Here is a 24,217-nt window from a genome sequence, read left to right as displayed (position 1 = left end):
CCAATCAGCCGGGCTGATTGGGGTCATTGTTTTTATTGTTGGCCTGAGGGTTATTTTTTGGCTGATTTCCTTGCTGCGGTTTATTCCCTCCCTGATTATTTTGTTGTTTGTTTGGGTTATTATTGCCCTGATTTCCCTTTGGGCTATTCGGGTTCTGCTGCTTGTTCTGGTCTCCACCACGCGGATTCCCTCCCTGATTATTTGGTTGTTTCGGTTGGTTTCCTCCCTGATTCGGCTGATTCCCCTTTTGGTTATTCGGGTTCTGCTGTTTGTTAGGATTGTTATTCCCTTGGTTATTTGGGTCTCCACCTCGGAGATTTCCTCCCTGATTATTTGGTTGCTTCGGTTGGTTTCCTCCCTGATTTGGCTGATTCCCTTTTTGGTTATTCGGGTTATTTGGCTGCTTAGGTTGATTTCCTCCCTGATTTGGCTGGTTTCCTTTTTGATTATTCTGGTCTACACCACGGGGATTACCGCCCTGATTGTTTTGTTGCTTGGGTTGGTTGCCTCCCTGGTTATTGGGCTGAGGTTTAACCTGATTGTTCGGGTTATTCTGCTTATTCTGATCTCCACCCCGAGGATTTCCGCCCTGGTTTGGATTTCCACCTTGTTTTGCCTGTTGCTGATTTCCTCCCTGATTATTTTTATTCTGCCCCTGATTTGCCTGCTTCTGGTTAGGGCTCTGATTATTCTGAGCCGGATTAGCAGGTTTCGGATTGTTATTCTGGTTTTTGGCCTCAGATTTTTGCTCTTTATTGAACGATTGCTGAGGTTTTTTGCCCTTATCTGTATATTTTTTATCCAGACGATCCAAATCAGAATTTCTTGGCGAATTTTTATCGGCAATAGTAGGATCAAGTAGATTTAAATCATCGAGTGAAGCAGGAACAACTCCTTTTTCATTCATTTTCATGATTTCTACCACCTTATGAATAGGTAACGAATGCCAGTTAATATCATTGTTGTAGCTGAACCACATGATACGGCGGAAAATGTCAGTTTTCTGTAAAACCGCAATTCCTTTCTCAGTTTTTAATGGTTTTTCTACAGTCGGAATATCACTTAACGCATCCAGATAAGTCTCTAATTCATAGTTAAGACAGCATTTTAAGCGTCCGCACTGACCTGAAAGTTTAGCAGGATTCAACGAAAGATTCTGGTAACGAGCCGCAGAAGTAGGAATTGCTTTAAAATCGGTCAGCCAGGTAGAGCAGCATAATTCTCTGCCGCAAGAACCAATTCCACCCACACGAGCAGCTTCCTGACGAAGACTGATTTGCTTCATTTCTACCCGAATCTTGAATTCGGCTGCCAGTAATTTAATCAATTCGCGGAAATCGACTCTATCGTCGGCTGAATAATAGAAAGTAGCTTTGGTATTATCTGACTGAAATTCTACGTCAGATACTTTCATCTGCAGCTTTAATTCCTTTGAAATTTCACGTACCCGATACATGGTAGGTAGGTCGCGGGCAATGGCTTGCTGATGTTTTTCAAGGTCTTTCTCCTGAGTGACACGCAGGATTTTTCTGATATTATCGTCATCCTGAATACCCTTTTTTATCATCTGCAAACGAACTAACTCGCCCTGCAAAGAGACACTTCCCACATGGAAGCCCGTCTGCATTTCGCAGACCACGAAGTCTCCTGTATAAAGTTCAAGGCCGTTGGTATTTCTGAAATACTCTTTTCTACCGCCTTTAAACTTTACTTCTACCATATTATAACGCATACTCATTGGCACTTCCATGTTCGAAAGCCAATCGTACGCGTTCATTTTATTGCATCCACCTGTCGAACAGCCGCCCGATGAGCAGCCTGCCACAGTTTTATGATTCGATTTTTCGGTTCTATCTAAGGCTTTTACTGCTCCGCAGCCACCTGATGAACATTGTCCACAGCCCATATCCTCTTAATTGTGGTGTTTATATATATAGTTAGTTAAGAAAAAATGATATTGAGTGATTTAGTGATTGAGCGATTTAGTGATTAATTAAATCGACTTATCGAAACAAATCATCATTTACAATATCATTGTAATTATAAGAGGTACAGGCAAAAAAGGTTGGAGTAATTTATTTCTTTAACTCATTCAATGGTATTTCTGTTATTTTTGAGGTATGATTTTGTCTCATCAAAATTCAAATATATATCTAAATAAGTCCCGAAATAGCTTACTCTTTATCCTTCAAATACTTTAGAAGGTCTTTGCCTATATCTTTTCTGTAATATCTGCCGTCAAATATAATATTTTTTGCCAATCGTTGTGATTTCTGACGGGCAGAATTTAAGGTGCGAGCCATTGCTACAGATACAATCACCCGTCCACCATTGGTTACTACTAATTTATCACCAGCCAGTTTTGTGCCGGCATGAAAGATAATGGTGTCTTTTTCTGGTTTAGGAATCAGCATTAAATCTCCCTTACGATAATCTTCAGGGTAGCCTGCTGCTACTACAACTGTTGCAATAGCGGCCTTCGGATTTATCGATAGTTTAATTTTATCCAGCTTCCCATCAGCTGTTGCTTTCATGAGTTTTACCATATCGGTTTTGATTCTCGGCAAAACTACTTCCGTTTCAGGATCGCCCATACGTGCATTGTACTCAATCACATAAGGTTCGCCATCAACATTCATTAGTCCAACGAAAATAAAACCTACATATTTGATTCCCTCGGCTTGTAAGCCTGCTAAAGTAGGTTTCACTACGCGTTCTTCTACTTTTTGCAAGAAGGCATCAGTAGCAAACGGCACAGGAGAAACAGCACCCATACCACCTGTATTGAGCCCTTTATCTCCTTCGCCAATGCGCTTGTAATCTTTTGCTTCCGGTAGAATTTTATAATTCTTGCCATCAGACAAAACGAATACAGATAGCTCAATGCCGCTCAGGTACTGCTCAACTAATACTTTGCTACTGGCATCGCCGAATTTAGCTTCGGCCAGCATTTCGTGCAGGCTTTGTTTAGCTTCTTCCAATGTCTCTGCAATAATTACGCCTTTTCCGGCGGCTAATCCATCAGCTTTTAATACGATAGGAAGCGATTGTGTTTCCAGATAAGCCAGGCCATCAGCAAGGGTATCTTTTGTAAAAGTCTTAGATACGGCCGCTGGTATACCATATTTTTGCATAAAGGCTTTTGAGAAGTCTTTGCTGCCTTCCAGTTGAGCGCCCGTAGCATCGGGGCCGACAATTTTGATTTTCTTAAGGCTTTTATCTTTTTTGAAGAAATCGACAATGCCTTTTACGAGTGGGTCTTCCGGCCCTACAATCACCATTTCGATATTGTGCTCTTTTACCGCCTGAGCAATTCCTGTGAAATCACTTACGGCAATTGGTAGGTTGGTAGCAACTTGTGCAGTGCCTGCATTACCCGGTGCAACAAATAATTGCGTAAGGTTTTTGGATTGAGAAATCTTCCAGGCAAATGCGTGCTCACGACCACCAGAGCCAATAATCAAAATATTCATGTATGCTAAATTTTGAGTTTCAAAGGGGCAAAGGTCGGAAGTTTTTTGGAAAAGAAAAAAATGTAGCCAAAAATGGTAAGCCCATCGGCTAAAATTCGAAGACATTTTCTTGTTTTACACGCTGGATAGTCTCAAGAATGGATTGCTTGCCACCATACGCAATTTTTCTGGAAACAACGGAAGCGGCTGTGTAATAGGCTATTTTGGTATACAATTCGCCTTGACCGAAAAACGCCTTTTCTGTTTTCAACTCGTCTAGTGAAGGGGATTTTTTTGCGAAAAAAAATAATTCGTCTCTATACGCTTTAAAGCGTTTCACACTATCCTGAGTATCCACAAAACGGTAATCGAGCATCAGTGCTACGCCTTCATCAAACCAGGTCGGGATTTTTGTTCTGGTTTTCCACCAGCCAAGGCGGGTCATCAATTCGTTGTGCGACATCTCGTGGGCAATTACATCGGCATTCAGGCCATCTTTATTCAAGACAATCCATGAACCAACTGGCGTACCGATGGTACAACCTGCTCCCTCGGATGTTTGGCAATATTTCTGATACTCCTCCAAATTATCACAAAAGATAACAGTGGCATTGCCTTTCTGAGTGCCCCAGAAATCTTCTACCCGTTTTTTAGCAATTTTAATATACTTTTTTAGTGAATCCTGCTGTTTTAAGGTAGAGGTAGTGGCTGCGTATACATTGGGCTTTAGGGAAATGAAATCGTCATATTTCACGAAAGAGCAACGCAATACCTGCGGAAAAACCGAGATAAAAAGCAAAAAACAAAGGAAAACAATGACGAGTATGGGTTTCAGAAATTTCATTATTCTGTTAACATCTGATAATGAACTGAAAGTTCGCAACAAAACATTTATGTTATTAAAAGATTGTGACGTAATTTTGGCAAAATTTTTTAATCTAACGACTTAAATTATATGTATCAAATTATCCAACCGATTCACTCATATCTGGCATATCTCACTTTATTTCTGTTAGCTTTTGCTACCCTTAACGGGATTATGGGATCAAGTAGTCAGAAGGCTTTTGAAGAAAAGCACTTAAAAATCAATAAATTTGCTCTGATAGCTACGCATACCATGTTTCTGTTAGGGATTATTTTATTGTTTATTTCACCTATTACACAAGCTGCCTTTGCTGATATGAAAGCTACGATGAAAGATAGTACTTTGCGTCAGTATGCTGTTGAACACCCTACTATTAATTTAATTGCCGTTATTCTGGTAACTATCGGCAATGCCCGTGTGAAACGTGCGGTGGGTAATGGAAAGAAATTCAAGCAAACGGCCATTTTCTTTGGCTTAGCTTTAGTGTTGATTTTAAGTCGTATTCCATGGAGTGCCTGGTTTAATTGATGTAATGTAGAGGTTTTGGCCATTTTTGGACTATACCTTACACCAGTTTCAATGACCAATTCAAGTTTATCAAATATTTTATGTTAAGACCATATTTAGGAAATATAGGGCATTTGTCCATTATTGTCGCGTTTGTTGCTGCCTTAGTTTCTACGTATGCCTACTGGCAAGCCAGTCGTCCAACTACTCAGGTATTGAAAGAGGCGGCCATAGATTGGCTCACCTTCGCCCGCCGCGCGTTTTATGTACATACCGTAGCAGTTATTACGGTTTGTGCTTCATTGCTAAGTATTATTTTTAATCATTATTTTGAATACCATTATGCCTGGGATAACTCTTCGTGGAGTTTGCCTCTGGATTATGCGGTTTCCTGCTTCTGGCAAGACCAGGAAGGAAGTTTCTTGCTCTGGATGTTCTGGAATGTGATTGTAGGGGTAATACTGATTAACTCGTCTTTAAGAAAAAATAAAACGCTTGAAGCTCCAACCCTTACCATTTTTACATTGGTACAGACGTTCCTGGCTTCCATGATTTTAGGAGTGGTGATTTTTGGAGATTTCAAAGTGGGTAGCTCTCCATTTCTGACTTTGAGAGAGTCGATGCCGGATATTCCTGTCTGGAAAACCAATCCGAATTTTATTCCGAAAGATGGTAATGGCTTAAATCCACTACTTCAAAACTATTGGATGGTAATTCACCCGCCGACCACCTTTTTAGGATTTGCGTTAACTTTAGTACCATTTGCCTTTTGTATGGCAGGTTTGTGGAGAAAACAATTCACGGAATGGATAAAACCTGCTTTACCATGGACACTCGTAGCCGCGGTAGTTTTAGGTACGGGTATCATGATGGGGGGAATCTGGGCTTATGAAACGTTGAACTTTGAAGGCTACTGGAACTGGGATCCGGTTGAAAATGCGGTATATGTGCCGTGGGTGATATTGGTAGCAAGTTTCCATACGATGTTGCTTGCCAGAAAGAACAGTTCAGCTTTAAAGTATACCATCATTCTGGTGATTGCGCAGTACATTCTGATATTGTATTCTACTTTCTTAGCCAGAAGTGGGGTATTAGGGAATGCTTCTGTTCACTCATTTACTGACTTAGGTCTTTCAGGACAATTGCTTTTATACCTTTTTACTTTCATTATTGCCGCAGTAGTTTTATCTATTATCCGTTGGAAAGAATTGCCAAAGGATGCACAGGAAATCTCGACTTTCTCACGTGAGTTCTGGATTTTTATGGGTGTTTTGGTGTTGGCACTTTCAGCTTTCCAGATTATTGTTACTACCTCTATTCCGGTATATAACAAGATTGGAGAAGCGTTCGGATTAAAACTGAATATGGCTTTGCCGACTAATCAGGTAGAGCATTATACCCGTTTCCAGATGTGGTTTTTTGTTGTAATAACGATTCTGACAGGTATCGCTCAGTTCTTCTGGTGGAAACGCGTGAAGAAAGAGAGCCTTTCTAAATTATTGAATCCGCTGATTATTACTCTTCTGGTTGCTGCATTGGTTATTACTTTTGCTAAAGTAAACAACTGGCAATATATCATTTTACTGACTGCTGCAACTTTTAGTATTGTAGCGAATGCAAGCATTCTGACTGATATTCTGAAAGGGAAATTTAAAGTGGCTGGGGGAGCTATTACACATATCGGTGTAGCATTGATGTTGATAGGTATTATGTTTTCATCGGCCTATGAGAAGATTGTTTCTTTGAATTTCTCAGGTGCTGAAATTTTTCAGGGGAATGATAAAGAGAATAAAGAAAATGCCTTGCTTTGGTTGAATCGTCCGACGCAATTCAGCGATTTCTCTTTTACTTATAAAGGACAGTTTGTTGATGTGCGAAACGTACCGGGCTATATTGAGAAGAAATATATTATGCCTGTGCCAGGTAGTAATTTCAAAGGTATTGCCCGTGCCGATGTGGTGGATGGTGACAAGACTTTCTACAAACGTGGTGATACGCTAGAATATGAAGCTGAGAATACGTACTATCAGGTAGCTTACACTGATAAAAATGGCAAGAGTTTTAACCTTTATCCACGTTTTCAGATTAACGAAAAAATGGGTAACGTGGCTTCGCCGGATATTAAGAAATTCTGGAATAAAGATATTTATACCCATGTGCGCTTTGTAACCCAGGACGACGACAGAGAGTGGAGTGCACCGGAAGAATTTACGGTAGCAGTAAAGGATACATTTTTTATAAACGACTATGTAGCCATTCTGGACGAAGTAGAAGGGGTTAACGAAGTAGACGGGATGAAACTCAATGCAGGAGATGCTGCCGCCAGAGCAATTGTAAGAGTATTAGATAGAAATGTAGAAGTAAAGATGCGCCCGGTTTTTGCTATCAGAAACCATGAAATCTGGAGCAAACCAGAAGTAAATACCGAAATGGGGCTTCGCCTGCAATTATCAAAAATTGACCCGGCTACCGGTAGATTCTCTTTCTCGGTAAGTAGGGGGCAAAGAGAGTTTATAGTTTTGAAAGCTCTTGAAAAGCCGCATATCAATTTGCTTTGGTTTGGGTTTCTGCTAGTCATTTCAGGTATTACGCTTTCGGCAATCAGAAGATTTGCGATTGTTGGAGCTACAGATTAATGTTTGATTTATAGATAGAGAATATGAAGATGTCTAAAGGGAGAATTGTTATACTTTCTTTAGGCATCTGTTTTTAATAGTAGAAAGACATTCCTGATTGTTCTTTTGCACAATAGCATTTTATTATTTATGACCTTTTTAGAAAACATCTACCAGCGTTTTGAATCAAAAATTACTCTTTTCCTGGAAGCAAGCAATTGGCGATGGCGCGTGGTAGTGGTTTCGGGTATTCTAATGCTATTGTCGTTTTTTAACAATACCATGCCTTTTGATGATTTCAAATTGTATTACGAAGAAGTAATTGTTAAAAAAGACGAGTTTTTTCTTTATAAAGTAACCAGAGACCGGGCTCAGAATTTAACCGAACATAAGGTTTATTTAGAAGGCGCTTCAAACAACCGTGTTTTCAGGCTTACATTGCCGGTTATAGTTAAATTACTCCATATCAGACACGTAAGTATTTTTATATATGGATTGCAGTTAATATTAGGTATCTTACTATACTTTTTATTGACGAAGTTCCTGTTTGAAATATTAAACGATAAGGTCGCTACACTTTTAGCCATGATTGCTCTGGCTTGTATTTATTTCGGTAGTTCATTCTTTATTGAAAACCTGGGCTATGGCGATTTTTATACTTTTTTCTTTTTGTTCTTAGGAATGTACTTCCGTAATCCGCTTATTATTTTTGTTTCTATTTTTGCTGCTACCTGGTGTGACGAACGCGCGGCCGTTGCAGGCGGATTGGTATTTTTATGGTGGTGGCTTTCGCCAACCATTAAAGATAACCGGAAAATAAGTTTTATCCCCAGCTGGCAGATGATAGCTGTGGCTTCTGGCGTTATTGCCTATGGAGGCTTGCGTCTTTATCTGATGAAATACGCGGGTATGTCTGCCACCTATAAAGAAGGCGAGTTTATGCAGATGATTGATGATAGCTGGCGTTCTTTTGGCTTTAAGTTTACCTGGGTTCTAGAGGGATTCTGGCTTTTGATGTTGCTGGCTTTTACTATTTTATACAGCAATAAAGAGTATCTGAAATTAACAGCAGTAGCAGGTGGAACATTAGCGATGATTTTTTTAGGTATGACCACCTATGACTCTACCAGAAGTGGTTCTTTTGTATTTCCGATGATTTTTCTGGGGTTCATGATTGTACGCACCAAGCTGACTGACCGACAACTCAGAATTTTATTAGCTATTGTGGCTCTATTATGCTTTTTACATCCTTTGGCTACAAAAACCAGAGGTGTGGGGTATTTCCTGATGTGACACCCGGTCTCCGTGGCTCAACCTCAAAAACTTTATGAATTAACCAATGCTTAGAATTCTTCTCTGTTTCTTCGCTTTTCAGGCATTTGCACAAATCCCAACCAAAACCTGGCGGACACATAATAGCTATGTCAACCTGAAAGGCGTGGAGATAGTAGAGAAAAAAATATATGCTTTTTCGGATAATGGCTTTTTCTACTTTGATAAGACCAATAAAAATGCTTTTAAACTCTCAAAAGCAGATGGATTATCAGAAAACAATATCGCACAGATTCGCTATAGTTCAAGCCTGAAAATACTATTAATTGCCTATGAGAATGGTAATCTGGATTTAGCAGATATTGATTCTGATGGATTACCGGGTGATATTCATAACATTGACTTTATTAAAAATACAGGCACTATACAAACCAGCAAACGCATCAATGCTATTGAGTTTCAAGGTGACATTGCTTATCTGGCCAGTGATTTCGGATTGGTGGTATTGGATACCAAAAAGGCAGAAATCAAAGAAACCTATCAGAATATTGGTAGTGGAGGGGGTGAGGTAAGTCTGACACATATTGCTTTTGCACGCGATAGTATTTTTGTGAATACCCCCGTTGGCATCTTGGGTGCAAGGTTTGCTGCTAATATCAATCTGCAATTTTACGGCAACTGGAAGTCTGTGATAGATAACCAGTTGTTTAAGCCCAAACAATATCCGCAAGACCTGCTCATCAAAAATCCTAAAGAGATAGAAACTGATACAGAAGGCAAAGCCTGGATTGCTGATGATGGAAACGGATTAATCAGTAATTGGGAAGGGGCATTTAAAAATTATTCACCAGATGGGCCACAAGGGCAAATCAATGAACTCTTTTATCTGGAATCTAAAATATATGCAAATGGGGCACTAGGGAATGTATTTGAAAATAATAAATGGCAGATTATCCCTCTGAACCAAATGCCAACTTACTCGAAAGATGTAATAGATAATTTTGGTTTTCGCTGGCAGATTGTTTCTAATGGCGTGCGTGTGACCGACGATGCCTCTAAACAAACCCGTTTGTATACTATTGGTAAAAATACCGGTAATCTGCCAAGTACCATAGTTAATACGATTGCATTAGATAAAGAAGGTACTATCTGGATAGGTACGAATGATGGCATTGCGGCGGTGATTCCGGCAAGAGATGTTTTTACCAGACTGGTGGATGCCTATACGCCTTATAATAGTGTTGGAAGGAGAATATTGCTACAGGAAACGGTAAAGAAAATTGTGGTTGATGGAGGAAATAGAAAATGGATTGGCACCAACAATGGACTGAATCTATTTTTACCTGCTGTAGATGAATTAACGCAGATTTTTACAGAAAGCAATAGCCCCTTGCCAACCAATGAAATAACAGACCTGGCTATGGATGCGATTAGTGGCGAAATCTTTGTGCTGACACCCAAAGGTTTACTTTCTTACCAAAGCGATGCCTCAGAACCTAAAGAAGATTTAAGTGGAATAAAAATATTTCCGAATCCTATCCGTCCGGATTATCAGGGAGTGATGACTATTTCGGGTCTGAGAGATAATAGTGCGGTGAAGATAACCGATGCTTCCGGCAGATTGATTTATGAAACAAAATCTAATGGAGGTACGGCTTCCTGGGATTTACGTAATTCCGCAGAAAGCCGTACGATTTCGGGTATTTATATGGTCTTTTGCATTGCTTCAGATGGCTCTGAAACCTTTGTTGGCAAAGTGGCTATTGTTAAATAACTACTCTGCTTTCTTGAGTGTTACATAAAAATTCTCATCTAATTTTACCTCTTTTGCATTTTTCTTCAAGGCTTTCCAGCCTGTAGTCGGATAAATGAAGTCCATTTTTTCGCCATTGATAGAAACCTTTACAGGCATATCAAAACCCTCAACACAATTGGCCCAATGATAGGTGAATTTACCGTCTTCCATTTTATATTCTAATACCGGAATACGAATGTCTCTTAAATACTGGTCGAATACCTTGCTGAAATTCTTACCGCTATTTTTTGATACATAGTCTTCAATTTGTTTGCTCACTACGGTTTGGTGATAGAATGTTTTGTTCAATCCTCTCAATACCTGTCTCCAACGCTCATCGTCATTCACAATCTGGCGCATGGTGTGTAGCATATTGCCGCCTTTATAATACATATCACCCGAGCCGCTGTTATTTACATTGTATACGCCGATAATCGGAGTTTTGTTCTGAATGTTTTTTCTGCAACCAATCACATAAGCTGCTCCGGCTTCTTTGCCAAAGTAGTACTCAGTATACAGATTTTCAGAGTAATTGGTAAAGCTTTCATGTATCCACATATCAGCCATGTCTTTATAAGTGATATTATTGGCAAACCACTCATGACCCGATTCATGCACAATGATAAAATCCCATTTCAAGCCCCAGCCAGTGCCTGACAAATCTCTTCCTAAATAGCCATTATTGTATTTATTGCCATAAGTAACCGAGCTTTGGTGCTCCATACCTAAATACGGAACGTCAACGAGTTTATACCCATCTTCATAGAAAGGATACGGCCCAAACCAATGCTCAAATGCTTTCAACATCATCGGCACTTGCTTGAACTGAGTTTTAGCTTTCTCCAGATTTTCTGGTAAAACATAATAGTCAAGGGTCAGTTTGCCTTTTTCTCCGTCATATATCTCATTGAAATGCTCATAATTCCCCACATTCATATTGATACCATAGTTGTTAATCGGGTTTTTGACAAACCACTCAAAGGTCTTCGTACCATCGGTATTAGTAATCACCTTGCGCAAACGTCCGTTTGAAATATCTTTCAGTTTTTCGGGTACGGTTATGCTAATCAGCATACTATCACACTCATCATACATATGGTCTTTACACGGCCACCAGGCACTGGCACCTAGCCCCTGGCAAGAGGTAGCTACATAATCATTTCCTTCTTTATCTTTTACCCATTGCACACCTCCATCCCACGGTGGACGTTTGGCTACAATAGGATTACCTGAATAGTGTACTACGATTGATTCGTTTTTACCTTTCTCCTGTTTTTTCTTCAGGTTAATCATATAGGCATTTTTGCCATCCAGTTTATAAGAAAGTTCCTGCCCGTCCTGAGTTACTTTATCTACTTTCAACGGCGGTTGTAAATCTATCTGAATCACCTGATAAGGTTTCAGTACTTCATAAAATACAGTAGTGCTACCTGAGAGAAATTTTTCAGGAGGATTAACTTTTGTACGGAGCTCATAGTATTTCAAATCCCACCAGCTTCTTTCAGGAGTGATGCTTCCACGTAAGGTATCGTCACGGCTGAATTCTGGTGTTTTTACTTGGCCATAAGCAGCAAAAAACAGCAGGATGTTGATAAAGAGTAATGATGCTTTTAGCATTTTCATAGTTTATGATGATTTTGGTGAGCAAATTTAGCGCAAATTCTTTATTTTGAAGAAAACCGCCAAACAATTTCAAAAATTGTGATTCTCAATTAATTCACGATTAAAAGCGGTAAATAAATCTGAATTTCGAAAACTGTTTTTATGTAAAAATTGTACTAATTTAAGAAAGAGGATTTTATTCTACGAGTATGCCGGGAGAAACGGCCTTAGTTTCTCAAAATTAATCAAACATGAAACAAACCAAAGATCCTTATGCCGCCCTCCGGTATCCTGAGTTCAGATATTTTGTTACGGCGCAGTTCTTATTTACCATAGCTATTTTGGTGCAGGAAGTAGTAATCAGTTATTATCTTTACGAAATCACGCACGACCCTCTTTCTTTAGGTTTAATTGGTCTTTTCGAAGCCATTCCTTATATTTCTTTGGCATTATTCGGTGGTTACTTTGCCGACCGTAAAGAGAAAAGAACAATCATTCAAATCTGTTATGGAATCATCCTGATGTGTTCATTGCTTCTGCTTTGGGTAACGCACCCTTCAACCGAGCATGGTTTCAGCCTGATGCAGCAGAAATATTTTATATATCTCACGGTTTTCTTTCTTGGGATAGCCAGAGGTTTTTATGGGCCGGCATGGTCGTCACTAAAGCCATTTCTGGTGTCGGCAGAACATTATTCTAATTCGGCCTCATGGGGTAGCCAGTTCTGGCAGATAGGGTCTATTCTGGGGCCTGCCTCAGCAGGTTTTTTATACAGTTGGTTGGGGCTGACCAATACCCTTATTCTGGTAATTGTATTTTTTATAGCGGCATTTGTTTTTGTTTCGTTGATTTCAAAGAAAGGTATTCAGAATATCGAAAAGCAGGTGAATGTCTTTAATAGTTTAAAAGAGGGAATCAGGTTTGTGACAGGTAATAAAATTCTGTTTTATGCCATTCTACTAGATATGTTTTCGGTATTGTTTGGTGGGGTAGTGGCTATTTTGCCTGTTTTTGCCAAAGATATTCTGAAAGTAGGAGCAGAGGGCTTAGGAATCATGCGGGCAGCACCGGGTTTAGGGGCTGTACTAACTATGCTAGGTACTGCATATTTCCCACCTACCCGACAGGCATGGCGCAATATGCTGATTGCTGTAACAGGTTTTGGCTTAGCTACGCTGGTTTTTGCTTTTTCTACCAGTTTATGGCTATCAGTTATTGCCTTATTCTTTACAGGAGCCTTTGATAGTGTAAGTGTGGTGATACGCCAGACGATTTTACAGGTATTGCCACCAGATGATATGCGGGGCAGGGTAAACTCGGTGAGTGGAATCTTTGTCAGTTGTTCTAATGAATTGGGGGCATTTGAATCGGGTGTAATGACAAAATTAATTGGAGCGATTCCGACGGTTATTTTTGGAGGCGTAATGACTTTGGTAGTGGCGGGAACCCTGTTCGTTCGTTCGAAAGAGTTATTTTCTGTGAAGCTTGAGAGTGCTTTGAAGAACTGATATTATAAATAAAGCCCATTCAGAATGAATGAGCTTTATTTACATATGCTTGAGATGTCAGTATAGAATCTTCAATTGTTGTGTGCAATTCAGCTATTTTATCTGCTTATTTCTAATACTTCCACTTCTACCATTCCGGCAGGGGCTTGTATCTGAGCTGTTTCGCCTACTTTTTTGCCAAATAAACCTTTTCCAAAAGGAGAATTGACAGATATTTTACCTTGTTTCAAATCAGCTTCTTCTTCCGAAACCAAGGTGTAGACCATCATCGCACCGTTTTTCTTGCTTTTTATCTTTACTTTCGATAATAAAGACACCTTCGATGTATCAATCGTTGATTCATCCAGAATACGGGCATTGGCTACTAATTCTTCTAATTTAGAAATTTCCATTTCCATCAAGCCTTGGGCGTCTTTAGCGGCGTCATATTCAGCGTTTTCTGATAAATCGCCTTTGTCACGAGCTTCTGCAATCTGGCGGGCTATATCTGCTCTGCCTTTGCCTTTTAAGTCTTGTAATTTATTTTTAAGGTTATTATAACCTTCTTCCGTGTAATACTGAAGTTTTGACATATCTCTTATAAATTTAAAAACCCCTTTTCTGTGAGGGGTGGACAAAAAAAGAACGGCGAAAATTCGACCGTTCCTGATAAAAATTGGAATTTTATCTAAGAAACTACCTGAATTTTACTCGAAAAAATACTTTATTTGCTCGATTTTGTTTCATTTGTGCAATTTAGATAACAAAGGTACAAAGATTTTTTTAAATCAAGTATTTTTGCATCCACATAATTATATAACGGAGAAAACATGAAAATAGTTTTTATGGGTACGCCTGATTTTGCGGTAGCAAGTTTGCGTAAACTGGTAGAAAACGGTTGTGAGGTAGTAGCAGTAGTAACTGCCCCAGATAAACCCTCGGGCAGAGGTTTGCATATGAACCAGACGCCCGTGAAACAATATGCGGTTTCGCAAGGCATTCCGGTATTACAACCAGAAAAACTCAGAAATTCTGAATTTATAGCGCAGTTAAAAAGCTATCAGGCTGATTTACAAGTAGTAGTAGCATTCAGAATGTTGCCGGAAGTGGTATGGAATATGCCAGCCAAAGGTACATTTAACCTGCACGGATCTCTTTTGCCACAATACCGAGGAGCAGCTCCGATTAACTGGGCAGTAATTAACGGAGATACTGAAACGGGTGTAACTACTTTTTTCATCAAGCATGAGATTGATACGGGCAATATCATATTTATAGATAAGGAGCCGATTTACGCGCACGATAATGCGGGTACGGTACATGATAGATTGATGGAGCGTGGAGCAGACCTGGTATTGAAAACTGTAAAAGCAATTGAAGCAGGTGATTACCCACAATTGCCACAGGAAACAGATAGTGAACTAAGACCTGCACCGAAAATTTTTAAAGAAACCTGTGAGATTGACTGGAATCAACCTGCGGAAAAAGTACATAATTTTATTCGCGGACTTTCGCCATATCCGGCAGCGTGGACTACTTTATCCGACAAAATGTGTAAAATCTATCAGTCTGAACTAACTGATACAGAGGGGAAAGATGTCAAGGCAGGAGAAATAGAAACAGATGGTAAAACTTTCTTGGCTTTTAAATGCGCCGACAAGTTTCTGAGAATAAAAGAATTGCAGATTGAAGGCAAAAAGAAAATGGGAATAGAAGATTTTCTGAGAGGATTCAGGTTGTAATATGCTGAAAGAAATAAAAAAGCCATCTTTCCAAGGATGGCTTTCCTTTTGAGTCAATACCTACTAATGCCCTGACATTGGTGTGGATTTGCACAGTAGATTTTTCATAATTTTAAAGTAATAGCTTTTCATATAATTGAGTGATGTCAAATAACATGATGCAAACTTAGACGATTGATGAAACTCTATAAATGTGTCGACTCATGAACTGTATAATAGTTCGTTGGAAATGATAAAACTGTGTTATGAATTGCGTATTTAATAATTGGGTATAGGGCAATAAAAAAGGAGAGCAAAGCCCTCCCTACTACCCAGGTTTTTGACTTTTATTTACCCATCCAATTCTTGAAATCTGCTACTTTTTCCCGGCTTACTAAGGCTTGTTTGCCGTGCGCCGGGCGCAAACTTAAGGCTAGCCGGTTACCAAAATAAGGCTCCATTTTTTCAACAGCCTTATGTGTGAGTATCATGCCCCGGTTGATTCTGAAAAAACGTGAAGGGTCAAGTGTTTCTGCTATTTCATCTAGCGTATAATCAACCAGAAATTTCTGATTCGTATGTGTTGTAAAGAAACTGTATCGTTCGTCGGTAAAGAAATAGGCAATTTCCCCTACTTCAATCGATAGTAATTTCTGATTCTGTTTTACCAGAAACCGTTCGCGGTATTCAGGTGTTGAGTGAATCTTTAATTCTTCGAGCAATTTCTTGATTCCACTTAAAGAATCCTGCGCTGGTTGGGCAGGAGTGGCTTTCAATGCCTCGTATTTATTCAGGCTTCTCTGTAAATCGTCCCGGTGCACGGGTTTTAATAAATAATCAATACTATTTACCTTAAATGCCTGTAAGGCATATTCATCATAAGAGGTCGTAAAAATTACTGTGCTCTTTACTTCTGTCCGGTTAAAAATCTCAAAGCTCTGCCCGTCCGATAATTCTATGTCCAGAAAAATCAGGTCAGGGTCTGCATTTTTATTAGCTCTATTGGTTTCCAGCCAATCTACTGTGTCTTCTATGCTATCAGTTACACCAATTACATGAATCTCAGAAGTAATTTCATTAATGATTTTCTTCAAACGGCGGACTGACAGTGCTTCATCCTCAACAATCAATGCGTTCATAGTGACAGTTTTAGTTTAATTTTCTTTTGTTTATACCTATGATATTTAGTTTTTCCGATCAATAGTTTTTGCAATCAAAGGCAAAGTGACTATGAAATAATCAGGCCCATTTTCAATGACAGGCTCTGAAATCACCGACTTATTCTGTGCTAATAAATTATATTTAGCCTGAATATTGGCTAATCCTATCCGTGTAGACTCCAGGTTTTCTAAGGCGGAAACATTCTTCTTTTGCAGGTTATTTCGCACCTGTAAAAGCCCGTGAGCCGTGCTGACAATTTCAACAGTTAAAGGCCGGCTCGACCGGATGACATTATGTTTAACCGCATTTTCTACCAATAATTGTAAGGTAAGCGGAGGCAAGAGGTATGATAAATATTTCTCATCCACACGAATAGTCAGATACATACCCTCGCCATAGCGTGTCTTTAATAAATGATAATAAGATTCAATAAAGGTCAATTCATTCTGTAATGAAGTCAGATGATTCACATGGTCTTCGTCTGCTGTTGATTGATTGGTTTGTAAAAGATACCTGTATACACGGGCCATCTGGTCAACAAATTCTTCGGCTTTCTCTGTATCTTCGGCAATGAGTGTTGAGAGCGAATTAAGGCTATTGAATAAAAAGTGTGGACTTACCTGTGCTTTCAGGCTTTGCAATTGCCCTTGTATATTTTCTTTCAGTAATTTTTCTTTATTAAATTCATGGTGTTTCCAATGGCCTAGTGAATGGAAAGTTTCTTGTATGACCATCGTTAACACAATTGCCATCATATTAATTACATATACAATAATGATGGATTTATAACTGATTGTTGAGCCGAATAATCTGAACTTAACATAGATGGCTGCAATCAAAAGTAAAAATATGCCTGATAGAGCCGCATGTGTAAATACAGATACAGCTACCCGCTGAATAGTTTCGCTTAAAGCAGAATATCTGTTCGAAATAATGGTATTGACATGATTCTGTATCAGAAAAGTACAGGTCAATAAGAAGCCATTTAACAGCGTAGCTCCTGCAAATATTTTAATGTCTGAAAAATAGCCTGAGCCTACTAGCAGATAGCTGAAAAACATGAGGAACACAGGCATAGTCAGGGCATAAGACCACTTTGTTTTGGCTTCAGGTTTTCCGCTGATTGTATTGGTAAAAGGGTTTTTCATTCGTCTGCTATCAAAACACATGATTCATTATCCTATTAACAAAAGTAAGCTTGCATACTATTTATTTTATCCGCTACTCTTCATCAATCTGCATAAACTACGTTTGAATTGAGGGTTTATCCCGACAGACTGCTTAACTCTCTTTCCAGAATTACTGGTAAAATAACGGTAAAATGTGTATTATCTTCAATCACTGTTACAGGCTCATCGGATAAAAAACTATATTTCGCTACGAGATTAGCCAGTAACGATTCTTGTGTGTCGATACTTCTGACTTTTCTCTGTAAATTATTCTGTATCCTCACTCTCTTATCTGGTAAAACGTCAATACTGATCAGTAAAGGCTTATTCACCGACATCATATTATGTTTAATCGCATTGTCGACCAGATTCTGAAAACTTAGCGGAGATAGGATGAGCCCTTTATAATAATTCGACTTCGGAAAATTAAATTGTAATCCTTCGCCATAGCGAACTTTCAGCAGCCGGGCATATGTTTCCAGAAATTCAAGTTCAGTAGAGAGGCAGGCAAATTCAACTTTAGCTGCTTGCAGCATATAACGGTATATCTTCGACAGGTCTTCTACAAACTGCTCGGCCATGTCTTTATCTTCTCCGATCAGAGATGAAAGTGTATTCAGGCTATTAAAGAGAAAATGTGGGTTAACCTGCCCTTTTAGCGTGTCGAATTGCTGTTGTAAAGCAATCCGTTCTAATTTCTCGCTTTCTGTCTGGTTCTGTTTCCATTTTTCAAAGGCATAGAATAAACCCAGCGCTGCACATAGAAAAAAGTCAAAAAATATCCCTAATATCATAATAGGCCATATTTTATCCCAGACAAAATCGACTTTCAGATAGGGGATGATGCTATATGACCATACGTCAAAAACAGCTAATAACATGGTTATACTACCAACCAGCACAAGCATCACAAAAAGACGGATTTTGTTTTGATGAAAGTGTGGGAAGCGGGCTATTACCCATCTGATAACGATGGTAAGCACAACAATAGATATCCAGTATAATACAAAAACGAGTTCTGTGGCAATCAGGAAAGTCTTGAATTCAGAAAAGTAACTATCACCAATAAAGTAATAGTTACCTGCTACAAAAAAGATGGGCATCATGGTGAGATGATACCACCACTCATATTTTGAAAAGAATCTGGGTCTCATGAAATTTCAGTACAATGCGTGTCAGGCAATTTTCAAAAATAAAAATTCTTTCACGAATCTTTCAGCATACTGTATTTTATGAGACCATATTTATGTATGAATTGAAATAAACGATGTTTAATCTGTAAAAATGTGGATAAAGTTTGCGTGAGTAAATAGCCAGAGCCATCTACTCACGCGGGATATTTAGTTGTGATTACTTAATAGCTACCAGTGTAAACTCTTGATCGTTCTCATCCACACTCTTGATTGATATTTTATTGCCTTTTACAGACGCCACTTTCTCTCCTTCATAAATCAAGTCGATCACACCATTGCCTTGAGATACCTTTACGCCTTCTACTTTTCCTACCAGAAATTCTTCATTGGTGTCTTTCTGACGGACATTCAAATCAATATCTACAGTAGTTTCAGTAGCGCGGGTAATTTTAACCGTTCCTTTGATATTGGTTTGGTTGGCAGGAATGGTTTGTCCGTCAACTACTACTTCTGTATAAGAATAATTGCCGGCGACCTGAGTTGCCAAATCCGGTGCCGGATCTTTGTCTTTATCCTTATCACAAGAAGTAAGAAACAAGCTAAGCATCATACAAATGCCTAAAACAGATTTTAAAGAGTAACGTAAAGCTTTCATAACGTGTAAAAATAATTTTGTTTGAAATAATTGGTAAAGCAAATCAGTCTTTCTACTTCTCAGATTTCCCGTTCGCTTTGCAAAGATGAGTGCTTAACCGTCTATTCTTAAAGACTATCCTGACTGAAATGCTGGCTCGTACGGCTGAATTGAGATTTTAGAAGTATAAAATGTAAAATGAGCGTTTTTTGTCACTTAAGGTGATTAAAAGCATATTTTAAGCGCAGATACGCGTAAGATTTAACAAAATCCAGAAGATTCCTCACAAGCACCAGCCGAGAATTTGCCAATTCATTTCTTCATTTTCACAATTAATAACCTGAATCCTGCAATTGAAACGGATGCTATTTGAAGAAGCCTTATTACCACCCATAGTTTTGCAGCACAAAATGATTAGCCAAAGAAAATTATGAAAACCAATAGGATTGTATGTCTTGATAAGAAATGCAGATAAGCATCGGATGAAGCCGATACAATCACCCATTAAATATTTATCAATTATGAAAAAGTTAAACAAAATGAAACGTACATCAATTATTATCCCGCTTTCGCTGGCATTATTCAGTGCATTGATTTCCTGTAAAGAAACAGAAGAAACTCCCAAGCCAACGCCGGTTGTGAGTCTAAAAGCCAATGCTGGTGCTGATCAGGACGTATTGCCTATTCAGGCAGCTACCTTAGATGGCTCGGCCTCAACCGGAAACGAAACCAAAACTTTTCAGTGGACAATCGTTAGTAAGCCTAGTAATAGTAAGCTGACATTGGCGCAATCTACAGCAATGAAACCAACTTTCACGCCTGATATTGTGGGGTATTATGAATTTGAACTGACAGTAACACAAGGCAACGAAAAAAGTCAGGATAGAGTAAGATTTAATGTAGAATATAAAGAGCCTATCACCATCGATAAACCCATCAATGAAAAAACACATCTCGTTGATAGATTCATTGACCACACCAAACCAGACTATCTGGTAACCAAAGATATTTCAGTGAATGCCGAGTTGAGTATCGCTCCGGGTGTAACTATGGCATTCGATCGGGATAAAAGCTTAAGCATTGAAGAAAAAGCAATGATTAGCGCCGTAGGATTAAGCGAGAATCGTATCAGATTTACGGGTATGCAACTGCAAAAAGGCTATTGGGCTGGTATAAAACTCTATTCGGCTAGTGTGGCCAATACAATGGCTTTTGCGAATATAGAATATGGTGCGGGTAAGATTGCTTTTACCAATACTAAAGCAGGTTTGGCCATGTTTGGTAATAAAAAAGCACAGATAAGCCTGACCGATTGCCTTTTTGCCACCAACGATGGCTACGGGTTATATGTGCAAACGGGGGCATTATTGAAAGATTTCAAGAGAAATAGTTTTGAGAGACAATCGCAGGCGGGTATTCTGATTGATGCGTATAATGCTACTTTTCTGGACGCAGACTCGAAATTTACGGGTGCAAACGAGCGCGATGTAGTAGAAGTCAGTTCGTCTATTATCAAAGAGGGTACTAATGTAAGCTGGTCTGCTTTCAAAGATGAAACCAGATATAGAATATTAGGCAATATGGAAATAGAAACAGGCTGGACACTGAAACCGGGTGTAACAGTAGAAGTAGAAAGGGATGCCATGATTAGTGTGAACCGCACAGGATACTTATCTGCCCAGGGAACAACTGACAAGAAAGTGGTCATAACAGGTGTGCGAAAAAATGAGGTGTATTGGAGAGGAATTATTATTTATTCGGTAAGCAATCAGAATATCATACAGAATGCTGAAATAAGCGGCGGCGGTAGTGCAACCATCGTATCAGGCAGAAGAGCCAATGTGGTGGCCTATGGCAAAGGGGCTAAATTGACTATCAAAAATACCCGCCTGACTTATAGTGGAGGCTACGGTATTATGTATACCTCTGACGCTGATGTAAACAGTGATGCTGCCACTACCAATACATTTGCCAGTAACAATGCAGCTAATGTAGTTAAGTTTTAAATCTGTCAGGAGGCAGAGAGAACTCATACTTTCTGCCTTTTACTTTAATATTTATAGACCATGAAATCAATCATATGTTTATTATTGCTTACATTCTCAACATTTGCCTGTGCAGATAAATGTAAGTGCACAGAGCCTACACCCGAAGAAAGTAACTCAGGTAAAATAGAAAAAGGAGTTGTAAAGGGGAGAGTAACAGATGTTAACAAAAAGCCCATTGCTAATGCCAAAATTGTAGCTAATAGTCTGGATTATCAGGATGCACGAATTGGTTATACTGATGCCAATGGTAATTACACCATTAAACTACCGACAGGTATAGGGTCAGGCTCTTTTTATGTGAGAGGGAGTGTAAAAATAAAATACAACGGACAAAACTATGATTTAGCGCTTTTTACGGAAAATGACGGGCAATTTTCGCCTTATGACGGTGCTATTAAAAACCTTACTTTAAAACTGACAGGTAAAAGAACTGGTAATTTTGGAGACGATGGTTTTTATGGTGGTACTATTGAAATACTGCATGATTTCGATAATCTGGAAGTCGGAAATATAGAACTAACCTTAGTACCAGACGGCCCATTAGTAGACGGTAGCACCGGTCAAACAGTAGTACGCCGGGTAGCTGCTAATGATTATCATATTTATGATGTGGCCGTAGGGAAATATAAGATCACAGCTAAAGATATAAGCACGGGCAAAAAATTAAAGGTGAAAGTGAGGTATGAAGAGAAAGATTATAGTGACTCGACTGTCGGAGTTTTTATCCCACCTTATGAGTTGGCAGAGCATTATGAACTGACATTATTAATCAAGTAAAAAATATTAAAGAAAATAGAGGTAGGTTAATATAAACTGTTTTCAACACACAACTTTATAACATACACCCCAAAAGTATCCTTCTGATTGAGGATACTTTTTTTATATCCGATATTTTCTTGCATCCTCACAAATTTTTCTATTTTTGCTCTATAACAATTACCTAAACTATCATGACCAGACTTCGACTAACTATCCTTTTTGTTTTTACTTGTCTTACAATTTCGGCCTTCGCCCAGAATACAGACAGAAAGCCGGATGAAAAACCAGCTTCGCCTCCACCGCCTGCTCCGGCACCTATTGAAACCAAAGGACAAGTAACTATTGGTGGACAGACCATTAATTATACCACCCGCACAGGCTATATGGTAATAAAAGATGAGAGTGGTAAGGCTAAGGCCAATATCTTCTTTATTGCTTATTCTAAAGATGGCGTAAGTGATTTATCGAAACGCCCGGTTACTTATACTTTTAATGGCGGCCCGGGTTCTGCTTCGGTGTGGCTGCACATGGGTTGTATTGGCCCGAAACGTATTCCGATGAGTGATAAAGGAGAATCTTTAGCACCACCTTATTCGTATGTTAATAATGAATACAGCTGGTTAGATAAAACAGATTTGGTATTTATTGACCCTGTGAATACGGGATATAGCCGCGCAGCACAAGGCGAAAACGAACGTCAGTTTTTAGGCTATAATGAAGATATTGAATCAGTAGGGGAGTTTATTCGTTTGCACGCTACGAAGTATGGTCGTTGGGCATCGCCTAAGTTTCTGGCTGGGGAGAGCTATGGTACTACCAGAGCCGCGGGTTTATCGGGCTATTTGCAAGATAAATACAATATGTATATCAATGGTATTTCGTTGATTTCTTCTATTCTGAATTTCCAGACAGCTCTTTTCGATAAAGGGAACGATTTGCCGTTTGAATTATTTCTGCCAACTTATACAGCAATGGCGTGGTATCATAAAAAGATAGCCCCTGAATATCAGGCAGATTTGCAAAAGACTTTGCGGGAGGTTGAAAAGTTTGTTCTGAATGAATATTCAACCATATTAATGAAAGGAGACCAGTCAAGCGAGGCAGAGCAAACGATGATTACCGAGAAACTAAGCAAGTTTACGGGTTTGTCGAAAGAGTATCTCAAACGAGCCAATAATCGCATTGAAATCAGTCGGTTCGTAAAAGAATTGTTGCGTGAGGAAGGCAAAACCGCAGGTCGCCTGGATGGGCGTTTTACAGGTACAGACTATGACAATGCCGGAGAACGTTATGAGTTTGACCCAAGTCTGGATGCCACTATTTCAGGGCCGTATTCAGGAACAATCAACCAGTATCTGCGTCAGGAATTGAAATATGAAAATGATTTGCCATATCTGATTCTGACAGGAAGAGTACAACCGTGGAACTATAGCAATGTGCAGAACAAGTATTTGAATGTGAGTGAGACCTTACGTCAGGCTATGTCAAAGAATCCTTATTTAAAAGTATGGGTAGCGGCGGGATACTATGATTTGGCCACACCATATTTCGCAGCTGAATATACTTTCAACCATATGATGTTACGCCCTGAACAAAAGAAAAATGTAAATTTTACTTATTTTGAGGCTGGACATATGATGTATATTCATAAAGAGTCGTTAATAAAATTGAAAAAGGATGCGGATAAGTTTTATGAGATGGCTTTGAAGTAAAATGGTTCTAATCGGTTTTTAGCATAATTGAATAGATTTATTCCACATTTCTTATACCCGTCTGGGTTACTTTTTTTACCTGAAAAAAAGTAACCCAGACGGGTAGTCCAAAAAAGCAGGCATCATTTAAACTCGTACAATTAAAAAACCGATAAACCTTTTACAATATCATAGTTCACTCCGTGTTTTTTAATCGTAGACTAGCTGTCCGCCTCAACAGGAAATGATGTTTTAAGGTTATGATTTTTAGTGTTTATTTTTTGAGTTTTAAGTTTAAATACAATG

General features: G+C 39.0%; 18 protein-coding genes. 9 read left to right on the top strand and 9 right to left on the bottom strand.

Going from position 1 to position 24,217, the window contains the following annotated elements; translation table 11 throughout:
- Nucleotides 1–4 precede the first annotated feature (4 nt).
- From ricT to ACYVFA_RS25705, 3 genes are all read right to left on the bottom strand, one after another.
- Nucleotides 5–1,906 (bottom strand): regulatory iron-sulfur-containing complex subunit RicT, encoded by a 1,902-nt coding sequence (gene ricT, locus ACYVFA_RS25715; RefSeq protein WP_460474732.1) that lies wholly within the window; start codon nt 1,904–1,906, stop codon nt 5–7.
- 268 nt (nt 1,907–2,174) lie between these two features.
- The gene (gene purD / locus ACYVFA_RS25710; protein WP_460474731.1) at nt 2,175–3,473 is read right to left on the bottom strand and encodes a phosphoribosylamine--glycine ligase; all 1,299 of its coding nucleotides are present in this window, start codon (nt 3,471–3,473) and stop codon (nt 2,175–2,177) included.
- A gap of 88 nt (nt 3,474–3,561) precedes the next feature.
- Entirely contained in the window at nt 3,562–4,296 is a 735-nt protein-coding gene (locus ACYVFA_RS25705) for a hypothetical protein (RefSeq protein ID WP_460474730.1), read from the bottom strand.
- A gap of 111 nt (nt 4,297–4,407) precedes the next feature.
- Between ACYVFA_RS25705 and ACYVFA_RS25700 the strand changes: the two genes are divergently transcribed.
- From ACYVFA_RS25700 to porZ, 4 genes are all read left to right on the top strand, one after another.
- Nucleotides 4,408–4,845, top strand: a complete 438-nt coding sequence (locus ACYVFA_RS25700; protein WP_460474729.1) for a hypothetical protein — start codon at nt 4,408–4,410, stop codon at nt 4,843–4,845.
- Between the two features lie 80 nt (nt 4,846–4,925).
- The gene (ccsA, locus tag ACYVFA_RS25695; RefSeq protein ID WP_460474728.1) at nt 4,926–7,460 is read left to right on the top strand and encodes a heme lyase CcmF/NrfE family subunit; all 2,535 of its coding nucleotides are present in this window, start codon (nt 4,926–4,928) and stop codon (nt 7,458–7,460) included.
- Nucleotides 7,461–7,589: 129 nt separating this feature from the next.
- On the top strand, nt 7,590–8,732 hold the full coding sequence (locus tag ACYVFA_RS25690) for a hypothetical protein (protein ID WP_460474727.1): 1,143 nt from the start codon (nt 7,590–7,592) through the stop codon (nt 8,730–8,732).
- 46 nt (nt 8,733–8,778) lie between these two features.
- Nucleotides 8,779–10,485, top strand: a complete 1,707-nt coding sequence (gene porZ, locus ACYVFA_RS25685) for a type IX secretion system anionic LPS delivery protein PorZ (RefSeq protein WP_460474726.1) — start codon at nt 8,779–8,781, stop codon at nt 10,483–10,485.
- On the opposite strand, the gene ACYVFA_RS25680 is transcribed toward porZ, so the two are convergent.
- Entirely contained in the window at nt 10,486–12,129 is a 1,644-nt protein-coding gene (locus ACYVFA_RS25680; protein WP_460474725.1) for a M1 family metallopeptidase, read from the bottom strand. It lies immediately after the preceding gene.
- A gap of 230 nt (nt 12,130–12,359) precedes the next feature.
- Here ACYVFA_RS25680 and ACYVFA_RS25675 point away from each other — a divergent pair, with 230 nt between their 5' ends.
- The gene (locus tag ACYVFA_RS25675; protein ID WP_460474724.1) at nt 12,360–13,616 is read left to right on the top strand and encodes an MFS transporter; all 1,257 of its coding nucleotides are present in this window, start codon (nt 12,360–12,362) and stop codon (nt 13,614–13,616) included.
- Nucleotides 13,617–13,714: 98 nt separating this feature from the next.
- On the opposite strand, the gene greA is transcribed toward ACYVFA_RS25675, so the two are convergent.
- Nucleotides 13,715–14,188, bottom strand: a complete 474-nt coding sequence (greA, locus tag ACYVFA_RS25670) for a transcription elongation factor GreA (RefSeq protein WP_460474723.1) — start codon at nt 14,186–14,188, stop codon at nt 13,715–13,717.
- 237 nt (nt 14,189–14,425) lie between these two features.
- On the opposite strand from greA, the gene fmt reads away from it, so the two are divergent.
- Nucleotides 14,426–15,337 carry a methionyl-tRNA formyltransferase gene (fmt, locus tag ACYVFA_RS25665; RefSeq protein WP_460474722.1) on the top strand — a complete coding sequence of 304 codons (912 nt, stop codon included), beginning with the start codon at nt 14,426–14,428 and terminating at the stop codon, nt 15,335–15,337.
- Between the two features lie 326 nt (nt 15,338–15,663).
- Here fmt and ACYVFA_RS25660 read toward each other — a convergent pair whose 3' ends face one another.
- The 4 genes from ACYVFA_RS25660 to ACYVFA_RS25645 all read right to left on the bottom strand — a co-directional run bounded on the left by ACYVFA_RS25660 (nt 15,664) and on the right by ACYVFA_RS25645 (nt 19,434).
- On the bottom strand, nt 15,664–16,455 hold the full coding sequence (locus tag ACYVFA_RS25660) for a LytR/AlgR family response regulator transcription factor (RefSeq protein WP_460474721.1): 792 nt from the start codon (nt 16,453–16,455) through the stop codon (nt 15,664–15,666).
- 45 nt (nt 16,456–16,500) lie between these two features.
- Nucleotides 16,501–17,625 carry a sensor histidine kinase gene (locus ACYVFA_RS25655; protein WP_460474720.1) on the bottom strand — a complete coding sequence of 375 codons (1,125 nt, stop codon included), beginning with the start codon at nt 17,623–17,625 and terminating at the stop codon, nt 16,501–16,503.
- Between the two features lie 116 nt (nt 17,626–17,741).
- Entirely contained in the window at nt 17,742–18,800 is a 1,059-nt protein-coding gene (locus ACYVFA_RS25650) for a sensor histidine kinase (protein WP_460474719.1), read from the bottom strand.
- A gap of 196 nt (nt 18,801–18,996) precedes the next feature.
- On the bottom strand, nt 18,997–19,434 hold the full coding sequence (locus ACYVFA_RS25645; protein ID WP_460474718.1) for a hypothetical protein: 438 nt from the start codon (nt 19,432–19,434) through the stop codon (nt 18,997–18,999).
- A 518-nt stretch (nt 19,435–19,952) separates the two neighbouring features.
- Between ACYVFA_RS25645 and ACYVFA_RS25640 the strand changes: the two genes are divergently transcribed.
- The 3 genes from ACYVFA_RS25640 (at nt 19,953) to ACYVFA_RS25630 (ending at nt 23,932) form a co-directional block, all read left to right on the top strand.
- Nucleotides 19,953–21,419, top strand: coding sequence for a PKD domain-containing protein (locus ACYVFA_RS25640; protein ID WP_460474717.1), 1,467 nt, complete (start codon nt 19,953–19,955; stop codon nt 21,417–21,419).
- A gap of 60 nt (nt 21,420–21,479) precedes the next feature.
- Nucleotides 21,480–22,238, top strand: a complete 759-nt coding sequence (locus tag ACYVFA_RS25635) for a hypothetical protein (RefSeq protein WP_460474716.1) — start codon at nt 21,480–21,482, stop codon at nt 22,236–22,238.
- 173 nt (nt 22,239–22,411) lie between these two features.
- Nucleotides 22,412–23,932 (top strand): S10 family peptidase, encoded by a 1,521-nt coding sequence (locus ACYVFA_RS25630; RefSeq protein ID WP_460474715.1) that lies wholly within the window; start codon nt 22,412–22,414, stop codon nt 23,930–23,932.
- Nucleotides 23,933–24,217 lie beyond the last annotated feature (285 nt).

Source organism: Emticicia fontis (assembly GCF_054779675.1).
This window is presented reverse-complemented; position numbering and strand designations above follow the sequence as displayed.